Source organism: Streptomyces lanatus (assembly GCF_014655715.1).
In the GTDB taxonomy this organism is placed as follows: domain Bacteria; phylum Actinomycetota; class Actinomycetes; order Streptomycetales; family Streptomycetaceae; genus Streptomyces; species Streptomyces lanatus.
The window spans coordinates 228006-241547 of sequence record NZ_BNBM01000013.1 but is presented as its reverse complement, the minus strand read 5'-3'; the positions used below and the strand labels follow the sequence as shown (position 1 = coordinate 241547).

Genomic DNA, 13542 nt, shown 5'->3' with positions numbered 1-13542 from the left:
GCGATGGCCACCCCCACCGTCTCCCGGATCCGGCGCCAACTGCCCACCAGTCCCTGGCTGTTCGCCGCCCCGGGCCTGCTGATCATCGGCGCCTTCATCCTGTACCCGTTCCTCTCCACGCTGGTCAACGCCTTCACCGACCGTCGCACCCTGATCCCGGGCGAGTTCGTGGGCCTGGCCAACTTCCGTGAGCTGCTCGGCGACGACATGTTCTGGATCGGCCTGCGCAACAGCACGCTCTACGTCGTCGGAGTCGTGCCCGCGCTGGTGATCCTGCCGCTGCTGCTGGCGATGCTGGTGCAGAAGAACATCCCCGGCATCACCTTCTTCCGGTCCGCCTTCTACACCCCGGTCGTCGCCTCGATCGTGGTGGTCGGGCTGATCTGGGTGTGGCTGCTGGACGAGCGGGGACTGGTGAACTCCCTGCTGGAGACGATCGGCGTCGGCCGGATCGGCTTTCTCAGCGACCAGTGGCTGCTCCTGCTGAGCGCCATGGCCGTGACGGTCTGGAAGGGCCTCGGCTACTACATGATCATTTATCTGGCCGCGCTCGCCAATGTGCCACGCGAACTGCACGAGGCGGCGGCCGTGGACGGAGCGGGGGCGATCCGCCGCTTCGTCACGGTCACCGTGCCCGCCGTCCGCTCCACCATGGTCCTGGTCGGTGCGCTGTCCTCGGTCGCCGCCTTCAAGGTGTTCTCCGAGGTGTATCTGATGGCAGGACCCAGCGGCGGCCCGGCCGGTGAGGACACCACCCTCGTCATGCTCGTCCAGCGCACCGGCACCGGCCTGACCGGCCGCGTCGGCTATGCCTCCGCCATCTCGGTGGTCGTCTTCGTCGTCACCGTCGCCCTGATGCTGCTCGTGCTGCGCGCCGACCGGAGGGACGAGACATGAGCGTCATGGAGAAGGTGAGGCCGAAGGCGCCGGCTCCTGCACGCGAGCCCCGCGTCACCGACGAACACGGCCGCCGGATACGGGTGTGGGAACTCGCCCTGCGCTATCTGCTCCTGCTCGGCGTACTCGCCCTCACCGTAGGCCCGTTCCTCTGGCAGCTGTCGACCTCGCTCAAGGGCCCCACCGAGGATATCTTCAGCTCCCCGCCGAAGTTCCTGCCGGGCGAGCCGACGCTGCACAACTACGAGCGCGTCTCCGAGACCATCCCCGTCTGGGACTACGCCTTCAACTCGTTGAAGGTCGCCACCGCCAACGTCGTCACCAACTGCGTCGGCGCGGCACTCGCCGGTTACGCCCTCGCCCGGCTGCGCTACCGGGGCCGCCGCGCGGCCACCCTCGCCTTCATCCTGGCGATGCTCGTGCCCGTGGAGGGCATCATCATCGCCCAGTTCACCACCATGCGGGAGCTCGGCCTCAACAACACCCTCGTCGGCGTCGTCCTGCCCGGCTCGATCAGCGCCCTGAACGTCCTGCTGATGCGCAACGCCTTCCTCAATCTGCCGTACGAGATCGAGGAGGCGGCCTACGTCGACGGCGCCAACGTCTGGCAGCGGTTCCTGCGCATCGCGCTGCCGTCCGTGAAGGGGACCGTCGCCGTCGTCGCGATCTTCGCGTTCATGGGCGCCTGGGACGACTTCCTGTGGCCGCTGATCGTGCTGAGCGACCCGTCCAAGTTCACGCTGACCATCGGCCTCAACTATCTGCACGGCACCTTCGCCAACGACGAACGCCTCGTCGCCGCGGGCACGATCATCGCCGTCGCCCCGCTGATCGCCCTCTTCGCCTGCCTCCAGCGGTACTTCTTCCGCGGCGTCGGCGAGGGCGCGGTGAAGGGCTGAACCCCCAACCCCCCCCGCCCAGCAAGGACACTGCATGCCTTCTGCCGTGCGCTTCGGCGTCAACTACACCCCGAGCGAAGGGTGGTTCCACCACTGGCTCGACTTCGACCTCGACTCCGTACGCGCCGACCTCGACTCGATCGCCGCACTGGGCCTCGACCACATCCGAGTCTTCCCGCTGTGGCCGTACTTCCAGCCCAATCGCACCCTGATTCGTGAGCGAGCCGTCTCGGATCTCGTACGGCTCACCGACGCCGCCGCCGAACGCGGCCTCGACGTCAATGTGGACGGTCTGCAGGGCCACTTGAGCAGCTTCGACTTCCTCCCGGCCTGGACCCGCACCTGGCACCGCCGCAACCTCTTCACCGACCCGGACGTCCTCGACGGCCAGGCCGCCTACCTGCGCACCCTCGCCGCCGCCCTCGCCGACCGGCCGAACTTCCTCGGCATGACCCTCGGCAACGAGGTCAACCAGTTCTCGGCGGACCCGCATCCCGACCCCGACCGCGCGACCGAGGCCGAGATCGACCGCTGGCTGACGCGGATGCTCGCCGCCTGCGAGGAGGGCGCCCCGGGGCGGCTGCATCTGCACGCCGAGTACGACGCCACCTGGTACCAGGACGACCAGCCGTTCACCCCTGCCCAGGCGGCCCGGCACGGCGCCCTCACGGCCGTGCACTCCTGGGTCTTCAATGGCACCGCCCAACGCCACGGCCGTACCTCCGTGCCGGCCGAACACCACGCCGCGTACCTCGTCGAGCTGAGCAAGGCCTGGGCCGACGACGCGAACCGCCCCGTCTGGCTCCAGGAGGTCGGCGCCCCTGCACCCCTGGTCCCGCCCGAGCACGCCGCCGCCTTCACCGAGGCGACCGTGGCGAACGCCCTGGACTGTCCCGACCTGTGGGGCATCACCTGGTGGTGCTCCCACGACGTGTCCCGTGAGCTGGCCGACTTTCCTCAACTCGAGTATGGGCTGGGCCTGTTGACCAATGACCGCAAGCCGAAGGACATGGCCCATGTCCTGTCCCGTGCCGCGAGCGACCCTCCGCCGGCACCCGTGCCCCGGACCACCGCACTCGCGGTCCCGGCCGACCCCGCCGTCCGCTCGGCCTGCGCGCCCGGCGGTCCCGTGTACGACGCCTACTTCCGGCTCGTCGCCGACGGTGCCCGCCCCACCACCGTCCTCGACACCCGCGCCACCGACCACGACCACCTCACCGCACGCGGCATCACCGAGGTCGTCACTCCCGATCAGGTACTCCCCACCCCACAAGGAGGCACCCGCTCGTGAACCCCACCAGACGCACCGTCCTCATCGCCGCGGCCACGGCCGCGCTCATGCCCCCGCTGTCGGCCGAGGCCGCGCCCAAAGCCGCCGCCGCGACCCAGCCGTACGCCTCCTACTGGTACCCGGACTCCCTGCCCTCCGGCTCCCCGGGCACCGGCATCACCTGGCGCAGTCTGAAGTCCTGGCGCCCGGCCGACGACCCGGACCTCGCCTTCAACGCCTCGACAGTCCCGCTCGCCGCCCGCTTCACCCCGGCCCCGGCGAACTCGACAGCCCGCGCGGGCCAGGCCCGTATCCAGTCCCTGGTGTCCTTCGGCCCCACCTCCAGCAACCCCTCCCAGGGCTCGGCCACCGCCGACTACTACGCCCTCACCCACTGGGCCTACATCGACGAGCTGGTCTTCTGGGGCGGCTCCTCCGGCGAGGGGCTGATCCTGGCGCCGAACGCGCCGATCGTGGACGCCGCCCACCGCCACGGCGTACCGGTCCTCGGCAACATCTTCCTGCCGCCGGTCGCCTATGGCGGGCAGTTGCAGTGGACCCGTGACCTGGTGCAGAAGGACGCGGCCGGTCGGTATCCGCTGGCGGAGCGGCTGGTCGCGGTCGCGGAGGCGTACGGCTTCGACGGATGGTTCGTCAACGCCGAGACGAGCGGCGGGAACTCCGCGCTGGGCGCGGACATGCTGGGCTTCCTGCGCGAGCTGAAGACGCTCGCCAAGGGCAAGGGGCAGCGGGTCACCTGGTACGACTCGATGACCGTCAATGGAAGCGTGAGCTGGCAGGGGGCGCTCAACTCGCAGAACGAGGCCTTCTTCCAGGCCGCCGACGACATGTTCGTGGACTTCCGGTGGACGGCCGCGAAGCTGGCCTCGTCGGGGCAGCGGGCGGGCCAACTGGGCCGTAATCGCTATGAGTTGTGGGCGGGCGTCGACGTCGAGTCCAACGGCTGGAACTCCTCCGTCAACTGGGACGCCATCGTGCCGCGCGACAAGGCCCACGTCGCGTCGGTCGGCTTCTACCGGCCCGAGTGGACCCGCAATCACCTGCCGGCCGACGGGCGGAGCCCGGGCGACTTCCACGCCGCCGACGACCGGTTCTGGACCGGACGGTCACTGGACCCCTCGCGGCCGGACGCCACGGACAGCTGGCGGGCGCCCGCCGTGTCCGTCGCCGACCGGTCGACGGTCTCCTCCGTGCCGTTCGCGAGTGTGTTCAACACCGGGCACGGGCTGCGCTGGTACGAGGACGGGGAGGTGACCTCGGACGCGCCTTGGAACCACATGGGCCTCCAGGACCGGCTGCCCTCCCGGCGCTGGGTCGTGCACACCGACGGCCGGCGCCCTGCCGTGACCTTCGACTTCGCGGACGCTTGGCGGGGCGGGAGCAGTGTGCTCGTGGACGGGCCGGTGGACCGAGCCGTCCTGGACCTGTACGCCACACAGGTGCCGATCACCGCGGACACGGTCATCGAGCTGACCCATCGGACCGACGCGGGCGCCGTCGACGTCGAGCTGGCCGTCGCCGCCGCCGAGCCCACCACGCCAGGGGCGACACCGTCGTACACCTATTTTCCCGTCACCTCGGGCAGCGGCTGGCAGACCGCGACGGTACGGCTCACCGGCCTGACCGGGACCGTGCGTGCGATCGGCGTCAGGCTCACCGGAACCGGACAGGTGAAGTGGCGGCTGGGCGGCATCGCCGTGCGGAACACGGCAGAGACGCCCGCCGCGCCCACCGCGCTGCGGATCACCGGCGCGAGTGGCGGCGACCTGCGCTTCGCCTGGAACCCGGCCCCCGGCGACGTACGCCACCACACCCTCCACCGCCTCCTCCCAGACGGCACCCGGCGCTTCCTCGGCGGCACCTGTCAGCGGGCGTTCTTCGTCGGTGGCCTGCGGCCCGAGCAGGGGGAGCAGGAGGCACGGTTCGAAGTGCGTGCCGTAGGGGAGCTGTACACCACGTCGGACCCCGCGACCGTCACCCACCGCTGGTAACCACCGGCCCGGACAATCACGGAGCACCCCGCATGCATGACGACCGCAACCTGGTCGAAGCCCGCCTCAGGCGCGTCCTCGACGAGCGCATCCGCCCCGCCGTGTACCCCGAGTCCGTGCCGCTGGACGTGGCGGTGTGGCACGCGCCAGGCGAGCCGGTGCCCGTCGCCGAGGGGCTCGCGGCCGAACCCGAGCCGATCGAGGTGGGCGCCCGCTGGGGTGCTCCGTGGGGCACCAGCTGGTTCCGGGTCATCGGGACCGTGCCCGAGGCGTGGGCCGGGAGGACCGTAGAGGCGCTCCTCGACCTCGGGTTCGACGAGAACATGCCCGGGTTCCAGTGCGAGGGGCTGGTCTACCGGCCCGACGGCACACCGGTGAAGGGCCTCAACCCGCGCAACCAGTGGGTGCGGATCGGCGCCCCCGTGGAGGGCGGGGAGCAGGTGCGGCTGCACATCGAGGCCGCCTCCAACCCGGTCATCCTCGACTACCACCCCTTCCTGCCCACGCAGTTGGGCGACAAGGAGACCGCCGGGAGCGAACCCCAGTACAAGCTGGCCCGGATGGATCTCGCCGTCCTCGATGAGGATGTCTGGCAGCTCGTCATCGACCTGGAGGTGCTCGGCGAGCTGATGGCCGAGCTGCCGGTGGAGTCGGCGCGGCGCTGGGACATCCTGCGGGCGGTGGAGCGGGCGCTGGACGCCATCGACCTCCAGGACGTGGGCGGCACGGCGGCCGGGGCGCGCGCCCGCCTCACGGACGTCCTCGCCACCCCCGCCGTGCCGTCGGCCCATCGCATCAGCGCCGTCGGGCACGCGCACATCGACTCGGCGTGGCTGTGGCCGCTGCGGGAGACGGTGCGCAAGGTGGCCCGTACGACGTCCAACATGACCGCGCTCATCGAGGACGAGCCCGACTTCGTCTTCGCCATGTCGCAGGCCCAGCAGTGGGCGTGGGTGAAGGAGCACCGCCCCGAGGTGTGGGCGCGGGTGAAGAAGGCGGTGGCGGAGGGACGGTTCGTGCCCGCCGGCGGGATGTGGGTGGAGTCGGACACCAACATGCCCGGCTCGGAGGCGATGGCCCGTCAGTTCGTGCACGGCAAGCGGTTCTTCCTGGACGAATTCGGCATCGAGAATGATGAAGCGTGGCTGCCGGACACCTTCGGGTTCGCCGCCGGACTGCCCCAGATCATCAAGGCCGCCGGCTCCAAGTGGCTGCTGACGCAGAAGATCTCCTGGTCGCAGACCAACAAGTTCCCGCACCACACCTTCCACTGGGAAGGCATCGACGGCACCCGGATCTTCACCCACTTCCCGCCCGTCGACACCTACAACTGCTCCATGAAGGGCAGCGAGATCGCCCACGCTGCCCGCAACTTCAAGGACAAGGGCCGGGCCCGGCACTCCCTCGCCCCCACCGGCTGGGGTGACGGAGGCGGCGGCACGACCCGCGAGATGATCGCCAAGGCGGCGCGGCTGCGGGACCTGGAGGGTTCGGCGACGGTCGCCTGGGAGACCCCTCAGGCGTTTTTTGAGAAGGCCGAGGCCGAATACCCCGACGCGCCCGTCTGGGTCGGCGAGCTCTACCTCGAACTCCACCGCGCCACCCTCACCAGCCAGGCCAAGACCAAGCAGGGCAACCGCCGCAGCGAACACCTCCTGCGCGAGGCCGAACTATGGGCGGCGACGGCCGCCGTACGGACCGGATTCCCATACCCGTACGAGGAGTTGGACCGGATCTGGAAGACGGTGCTGCTGCACCAGTTCCACGACATCCTCCCCGGTTCGTCTATCGCCTGGGTGCACCGTGAGGCGCGCGCGACCTATGAGCGGCTGGCCGGTGAGCTGACCGCGATCATCGAGTCGGCCCAGCGCGCACTGGCCGGCGAGGGCGAGAGCGAGCTCGTCTTCAACGCGGCTCCGCACACGCGCGCCGGCGTTCCGGCGGGCGGCGCACGCCTCCCGGTGACCGAGGGCCGGACCGCGCTCACCCCACGCGCCGACGGCGGCTTCGTCCTCGACAACGGCCTGCTGCGCATCGAGATCGACGCGCGCGGTCTGGTCGTGTCGGCGTACGACATCGAGGCCGACCGCGAGACCATCGCGCCGGGATCCACTGCCGGCCTCCTCCAACTGCACCCCGACTTCCCGAACATGTGGGACGCCTGGGACGTCGACGAGTTCTACCGGCACACGGTCACCGATCTCACCGACGTGGACGAGATCACGGCCGTCGACGGCGAGGTGCGGATCGTCCGGTCCTTCGGCGAGTCCCGCGTCACCCAGCGGTTGTCGCTGGCGCCCGGGGAGCGGGCGCTGCTGTTCGACACGGAGGTCGACTGGCACGAGACGGAGAAGTTCCTGAAGCTGGCCTTCCCACTCGATGTGCACGCGGAGCGGTACGCGTCCGAGACGCAGTTCGGGCACTTCCACCGGCCCACACACACCAACACCAGCTGGGAGGCGGCGAAGTTCGAGGCCTGCAACCACCGGTTCGTCCATGTGGAGGAGCCGGGCTGGGGCGTCGCCGTCGTCAACGACTCGACGTACGGCCATGACGTGACCCGTACGGTGCGTGCCGACGGCGATCGCGGTACGACCACCACCGTGCGCGTCTCCCTGTTGCGTGCCCCGCGCTTCCCGGACCCCGAGACCGACCAGGGCGTCCACCGGTTCCGGCACGCCCTGGTCCCGGGCGCCGGCATCGGGGACGCGGTGCGCGAGGGATGGCGGATCAATCTGCCGGAGCGGCGAATCCGCGGTGACCGGGAAGTGGCTCCGCTGGTGACGGTGGACCAGGACGCGGTCGTCGTCACCGCCGTCAAGCTGGCCGACGACGGCAGCGGGGATGTGGTCGTGCGCCTCCATGAAGCCCACGGCGGTCGGGCACGGGCCACCCTGACCGCGGACTTCGAGGTCACGGACGTCGCGGCGACGGATCTGCTGGAACGGGCGCTGCCCGACACACCGTCGTACGAGGGCCGTCGGATCGCGCTGCGGCTGCGGCCCTTCGAACTGGTGACGCTACGGCTGCGGCGGGCCGTGTAGCACGGACGGGGGACGGCGACGCGCTTGTCCTGCGAGGGGACGCCAATGACTTGCACACTCAAGGATGCTGGCGTCCCCTTCGCGTCCCGGAGGCACTCATGAAGCTCGTCACCCGCGCCCAGCTCGGCTGGCCCGCGTCCGCCGCACCCGCGCAGGCCTCGGCCAAGGGCGTGAAGGTCCACTACGAAGGCACGAAGGTGAGCGTCAAGCTCCTCGACGACCACGACCTCTGCATCGCCGAATGGAAGGCGATGCGGGCATCCCATCTGGCGAACAAGGAGGAGAACTACTCCGACATCGCCTACAACTACGGCGCCTGCCCGCACGGTCACCTCCTGGAGGGTCGCGGCCTCGGCAAACGCACCGGCGCCAACGGCAACCAGCCGCTCAACCGCGCGCACTACGCGATCGTCGGCCTCGTCGGCGACGAGGGGCTGACCAAGCCGACGGAGGCGATGCTGCGCGCGATCCGCGACGGCATCGAACTGCTGCGCCGCCATGGCGCCGGGCAGGAGATCAAGGGGCACCGGGACGGCTTCGCGACGGAATGCCCGGGCAAGCATCTGTACGCGTGGGTCGAGAAGGGCGCTCCGCGGCCCGGTGGCTCCACGACTGTTCCGGGGCCGCGGCGGGTGGTCGATGTGTCGAAGGTGATCGCCGCGGCCCGGCGTGATCCGGCCGAGGCGGGCACGCCCGTGTCGTACTCCGGGGTGAAGACCGTGGAGAAGGCGCTCGTCTCGGAGGGGCTCCTCGCGGCGGAGCTCGCCGACGGCCACTTCGGCACGACGACCGTCGCGGCGTACGCCGCCTGGCAGCGGCGCTGCGGATTCAGCGGCGACGACGCCAATGGCATTCCTGGGCAGACGTCACTTGAGCGGCTCGGCGACGCCCACGACTTCGACGTACGGCCGTAGCACCACTGTCAGCCGCCGATCTGCGCCCGCAGCCACTCCTCCACCTCGCCCACATGCGCCGCCGCCGCGGCCCGTGCCGCCTCCGGATCGCGGGCCACCAGGGCGCGGTGGATCGCGGCGTGTTCGCGGCGGGTGCGGGTGAAGGCGCCCTCCTCCTGGTAGCCGCGCCAGACTCGGGCGCGGAAGGTGCGTGAGGACAGGCCCTCCAGGATCGCGGCCATGGTGTCGTTGCCGGCGGCGGCCGCGATCTCGCGATGGAAGGCCAGGTCGTGGGCGAGGATCTCCTCCGGGTCCTCCGTGGCGTTCATCGCGGTGAGGTGCTTCTCGACCTCCGCCAGCTGGTCCGGCGTGATCCGCGCCGCCGCCAGCGCGGTCGCCGTCGACTCCAGGATGCGCCGCACCTCCAGGAGCTCCACCAGACGCGGGCCCCGGGACAGATCGGCGACCACACCGAACGTCTCCAGCAGATCGCCCGCCTCCAGCTGGGTGACGAAGATACCCGAACCGTGCCGGGCCTCCAGCACGCCCAGCACCGTCAGCGCGCGGATCGCCTCGCGCATCGAGCTGCGGGAGATCCCGAGCTGCGCCGCCAGATCCCGCTCGGTCGGCAGCCGCTGGCCCGGCTCAAGGCGGCCCTCGGCGATCATCGCCTTGATCCGCTCGATGGCGCGCTGCGTCACGGTGCCCTTCTGAGGGGCTGTCTCGTCCACGTTCACGCCATTCCTCCTGTCACCGGTGCCGCCGCAGTCTAACCAGCGAGGTGGTCCGACCAATACGGTCTCGACACCGGAAAATCTGCCACCGGAGGGTGTTGTTCCCCGGAAGTGGTCTGATAAATATGCGGGCATCTGCTCGAACCAAGTGCTCGAACCCGCTCAATGAGGAGCCGCCAGATGCCCGGCAGAACAGCGCGGAAGCAGAACAGGTCAAGGATCGTCGGCGCGATGGCCCTGGCCGTCGGCGCCTCGCTGGTGCTCGCCGCCTGCGGCAGCACCAAGGACACCGGCGCCTCCGGTACCGGAGGCGGTGGCGGGACCGGCAAGGTCGGGGTGATCCTGCCCCTGCTGACCTCGCCGTTCTGGCAGTCGTACAACGACTATGTGCCGAAGATGGCCGACTCCGAAGGGGTCGACGCGCTCAAGACGGTCAACTCCAACAGCGACCCCTCCCAGCAGATCACCGACATCAACAACCAGCTCAACCAGAGCGTCAAGGGCCTGATCGTGGCCCCGCTGGACAGCGCCGCCATCGAGGCGGGCCTGGACCAGGCCGAGCGCAAGGGCGTGCCGGTCGTCGCCGTGGACGTGGCGCCCGACAAGGGCAAGGTCGCGATGGTGGTGCGCGCCAACAACGTGGCGTACGGCGAGAAGGCCTGCCAGTACCTCGGCGAGCAGATCCCCTCCGGCAAGGTCGTGCAGATCATGGGCGATCTGGCGTCCGTCAACGGCCGTGACCGCTCCGAGGCGTTCCGGGCCTGTGTGAAGAAGAACTTCCCCAAGCTGAAGGTCCTGGAGATCCCCGCCAAGTGGGAGTCCGACACCGCGGCCTCCAAGCTGGACACCCTCCTGAACGCCAACCCCGACATCAAGGGCATCTACATGCAGGCCGGCGGCGTCTACCTCGCGCCGACCATCCAGACCCTGAAGTCCAAGGGCATGCTGAAGAAGGCCGGGCAGGACGGGCACATCACGATCGTCTCCAACGACGGCATCCCGCAGGAGTACGACGCCATCCGCAAGGGCGAGATCGACGCGACCGTCTCCCAGCCCGCCGACCTGTACGCCAAGTACGGCATGTACTACATCAAGGCGGCGATGGAGGGGAAGACCTTCAAGCCCGGCCCGACCGACCACGACTCCACGATCGTCAAGCTGCCCAGCGGCATCCTGGAGGACCAGCTGCCCGCCCCGCTGGTCACCAAGGACAACGTCGACGACCCCAAGCTCTGGGGCAACACGGTCAAATGAGTACGTCCGTGATCACGCCACTCGTTGAGGCGCGGGACATCGTCAAGCGCTACGGCCCCACCACCGCCCTCGCCGACGGACGGCTCACCGTCCTGCCCGGCGAGTCGCACGCCCTCGTCGGCCGGAACGGCGCCGGCAAGTCGACCCTGGTCCAGATCCTCACCGGGCTCCAGGCCGCCGACGAGGGCGAGGTCCGCTTCGACGGCGAGCCCGCGCCCCCGCTGGCCGACCGTGACGCCTGGCGTCGCAAGGTGGCCTGCGTCTACCAGAAGCCCACTGTCGTCCCCGAGCTGACGGTCGCCGAGAACCTGTACATCAACCGGCAGCCGCTCCAACGCGGCTTCATCAGCTGGCGCAAGCTGCGGACCGAGGCCGCCGACCTCCTCGCCACCTGGGACGTGCACGTCGACCCCGAGGCCCGCACCTCCGAACTCAAGGTCGAGGACCGCCAAATGGTGGAGATCGCCCGGGCGTTGAGCTTCGGCGCCCGCTTCATCATCCTCGACGAGCCCACCGCACAGCTCGACAAGCGGGAGATCGAGCGGCTGTTCACGCGGATGCGGACGCTCCAGGACTCCGGTGTCACCTTCCTGTTCATCTCGCACCACCTCCAGGAGGTGTACGAGGTCTGCCAGACCGTCACCGTCCTGCGTGACGCCCGCTGGATCACCACCGCCCCGGTCGCCGAACTCCCGCGCCGGGCCCTGGTGGAGGCCATGGCGGGGGAGTCCCTTGAGGCCATCGCCGAGCAGGCCGTGGACCCGAGGGACGTCGACCATGACGCCCCCGTGCTGCTGGAAGCACGCGGGCTCACCTCACCGGCGTACCAGGACATCGACCTCACCGTCCGCAGCGGCGAGGTCGTCGGGCTCGCCGGGATCAGCGGCAGCGGCAAGGTGGAACTCGCCGAGTCCTTCGCGGGACTGCACACCCCGACCGGCGGGACCGCTCAACTGGGCGGTGCGCGGCTGCCGTTCGGGGATGTGCAGGCGGCTCTGAAAGCGGGCGTGGCCTGCGTGCCCCGCGACCGGCACGACCAGGGCCTGGTCTCCGGTATGAGCATCGGCGACAACGCCACCATGAGCGTCCTGGACCGGCTGGGCCGCTTCGGCTTCGTCGGCACCGAACGCAAGCGTGGCTTCGCGACGGCGTTGATCGAGCGACTCGACATCCACACCGAGGGCCCCGACCAGCCCGTCTCCGACCTGTCCGGCGGCAACGCGCAGAAGGTCGTCATGGCCCGCGCCCTCGCCTCCGAACCCCGGCTCCTGGTGCTGATCAACCCCACGGCCGGGGTCGACGTGAAGTCCAAGGAGTCCCTGCTGGCCCGCGTGGACAGCGCCCGTGAGGACGGCATCGCCGTACTGGTCGTCTCCGACGAACTCGACGACCTGCGCCGCTGCGACCGCGTCCTCGTCCTGTTCCACGGCCGTGTCGTCGCCGAGCACCCGGCGGGCTGGCGCGACCACGAGCTGATCGCCTCCATCGAAGGAGTGGACCACCATGGCTGACACCAAGGCCCCACCGGCCCTGCCCGTGAAGGTGCCGGACGCCCGTGCCGCCAGGACGGTCCTGCTCCGCCGCGCCCGCGAACTCGCCCTGGTCCCCGCCCTGTTGCTGCTCATGGTGCTGGGCGCGGTGGTCAACGACTCGTTCCTCACCGAGCGGAACCTGATCTCGATCCTCGGCGCGTCCGCCGCGCTGGCGATGGTCGTGCTGGCCGAGTCGCTGGTCCTGATCACCGGCAAGTTCGACCTGTCGCTGGAATCGGTCGTCGGCATCGCGCCCGCGGTGGGGGCGCTCCTGGTTCTGCCCGCCGCGCAGTCCGGCTGGGGCACCGAACTCCCCGCCGTATTGTCCCTGCTGGCGATCCTGGTCGTGGGCGCGGCCGTCGGTGCCTTCAACGGCATCCTCGTCGTGAAGTTCAAGCTCAACGCGTTCATCGTGACCCTCGCGATGCTGATCGTGCTGCGCGGACTGCTGGTCGGCGCGACCAAGGGCAAGACGCTGTTCGGGATGCCCGACAGCTTCTACTCCCTCGCCACCACCACCTTCATCGGCGTCCCGATGTCGGTGTGGCTCGCGGCGGCGGCCTTCGCGATCGCCGGGTTCGTGCTCAGGTACCACCGCATCGGGCGCGCCCTGTACGCCATCGGCGGCAACGCGGACGCGGCCCGCGCGGCCGGCATCCGGGTCGAGCGCGTGATGCTCGGCGTGTTCATCGTGGCGGGCACCCTCGCGGCCGTCGGCGGCATCATCCAGACGGGCTATGTCGGCGCGATCAGCGCCAACCAGGGCAACAACATGATCTTCACCGTGTTCGCGGCGGCAGTGATCGGCGGCATCAGCCTGGACGGCGGCCGGGGCACCATGTTCGGCGCCCTGACCGGCGTACTCCTCCTGGGCGTCGTCCAGAACCTGCTCACCCTCGCCCAGGTCCCGTCCTTCTGGATCCAGGCCATCTACGGCGGCATCATCCTGATCGCCCTCATGATCGCCCGTGTCACGACGGGCCGCGCCCAGGACTGACCGTCCCCTG

Annotated in this window: 10 protein-coding genes; 9 read left to right on the top strand and 1 reads right to left on the bottom strand. The window is 70.1% G+C overall.

Translation table 11 applies throughout. The features are described from left to right. The first annotated feature begins 3 nt into the window (after nucleotides 1–3). The 6 genes from IE325_RS30390 to IE325_RS30365 all read left to right on the top strand — a co-directional run bounded on the left by IE325_RS30390 (nucleotide 4) and on the right by IE325_RS30365 (nucleotide 9036). Nucleotides 4–897, top strand: a complete 894-nt coding sequence (locus IE325_RS30390; RefSeq protein ID WP_190073298.1) for a carbohydrate ABC transporter permease — start codon at nucleotides 4–6, stop codon at nucleotides 895–897. After that, complete coding sequence (locus tag IE325_RS30385) at nucleotides 894–1796, top strand: carbohydrate ABC transporter permease (protein ID WP_190073297.1); 903 nt, start codon at nucleotides 894–896, stop codon at nucleotides 1794–1796. The genes IE325_RS30390 and IE325_RS30385 overlap by 4 nt, the downstream gene beginning before the upstream one ends. A 34-nt stretch (nucleotides 1797–1830) precedes the next feature. After that, a complete protein-coding gene (locus tag IE325_RS30380) occupies nucleotides 1831–3087 on the top strand; it encodes a glycoside hydrolase 5 family protein (protein ID WP_190073296.1) in 1257 nt (418 codons plus the stop codon). After that, the gene (locus IE325_RS30375; RefSeq protein ID WP_190073295.1) at nucleotides 3084–5078 is read left to right on the top strand and encodes an endo-beta-N-acetylglucosaminidase; all 1995 of its coding nucleotides are present in this window, start codon (nucleotides 3084–3086) and stop codon (nucleotides 5076–5078) included. The genes IE325_RS30380 and IE325_RS30375 overlap by 4 nt, the downstream gene beginning before the upstream one ends. 32 nt (nucleotides 5079–5110) lie before the next feature. Next, nucleotides 5111–8122, top strand: a complete 3012-nt coding sequence (locus IE325_RS30370; protein WP_190073294.1) for an alpha-mannosidase — start codon at nucleotides 5111–5113, stop codon at nucleotides 8120–8122. 98 nt (nucleotides 8123–8220) lie between these two features. Further along, nucleotides 8221–9036: an N-acetylmuramoyl-L-alanine amidase gene (locus tag IE325_RS30365; RefSeq protein ID WP_190073293.1), complete on the top strand. Its 816-nt coding sequence runs from the start codon at nucleotides 8221–8223 to the stop codon at nucleotides 9034–9036. 8 nt (nucleotides 9037–9044) lie between these two features. Here IE325_RS30365 and IE325_RS30360 read toward each other — a convergent pair whose 3' ends face one another. After that, nucleotides 9045–9746 (bottom strand): FadR/GntR family transcriptional regulator, encoded by a 702-nt coding sequence (locus tag IE325_RS30360; RefSeq protein ID WP_190073354.1) that lies wholly within the window; start codon nucleotides 9744–9746, stop codon nucleotides 9045–9047. A 183-nt stretch (nucleotides 9747–9929) separates the two neighbouring features. Here IE325_RS30360 and IE325_RS30355 point away from each other — a divergent pair, with 183 nt between their 5' ends. The 3 genes from IE325_RS30355 to IE325_RS30345 are packed head-to-tail and all read left to right on the top strand — an operon-like array spanning nucleotide 9930 to nucleotide 13532. Further along, entirely contained in the window at nucleotides 9930–11003 is a 1074-nt protein-coding gene (locus IE325_RS30355) for a sugar ABC transporter substrate-binding protein (protein ID WP_190073292.1), read from the top strand. An 8-nt stretch (nucleotides 11004–11011) separates the two neighbouring features. Beyond that, nucleotides 11012–12514, top strand: a complete 1503-nt coding sequence (locus tag IE325_RS30350; protein ID WP_190073291.1) for a sugar ABC transporter ATP-binding protein — start codon at nucleotides 11012–11014, stop codon at nucleotides 12512–12514. Continuing rightward, nucleotides 12507–13532, top strand: a complete 1026-nt coding sequence (locus IE325_RS30345; RefSeq protein ID WP_190073290.1) for an ABC transporter permease — start codon at nucleotides 12507–12509, stop codon at nucleotides 13530–13532. The genes IE325_RS30350 and IE325_RS30345 overlap by 8 nt, the downstream gene beginning before the upstream one ends. The last annotated feature ends 10 nt before the right edge of the window (nucleotides 13533–13542 follow it).

Excerpts from the sequence above, each read along its gene's own strand:
- IE325_RS30370 (WP_190073294.1), top strand. The coding sequence starts at position 5,111 with ATGCATGACGACCGCAACCTGGTCGAAGCCCGCCTCAGGCGCGTCCTC.
- IE325_RS30365 (WP_190073293.1), top strand. The coding sequence starts at position 8,221 with ATGAAGCTCGTCACCCGCGCCCAGCTCGGCTGGCCCGCGTCCGCCGCA.
- IE325_RS30355 (WP_190073292.1), top strand. The coding sequence starts at position 9,930 with ATGCCCGGCAGAACAGCGCGGAAGCAGAACAGGTCAAGGATCGTCGGC.
- IE325_RS30385 (WP_190073297.1), top strand. The coding sequence starts at position 894 with ATGAGCGTCATGGAGAAGGTGAGGCCGAAGGCGCCGGCTCCTGCACGC.
- IE325_RS30345 (WP_190073290.1), top strand. The coding sequence starts at position 12,507 with ATGGCTGACACCAAGGCCCCACCGGCCCTGCCCGTGAAGGTGCCGGAC.
- IE325_RS30390 (WP_190073298.1), top strand. The coding sequence starts at position 4 with ATGGCCACCCCCACCGTCTCCCGGATCCGGCGCCAACTGCCCACCAGT.
- IE325_RS30380 (WP_190073296.1), top strand. The coding sequence starts at position 1,831 with ATGCCTTCTGCCGTGCGCTTCGGCGTCAACTACACCCCGAGCGAAGGG.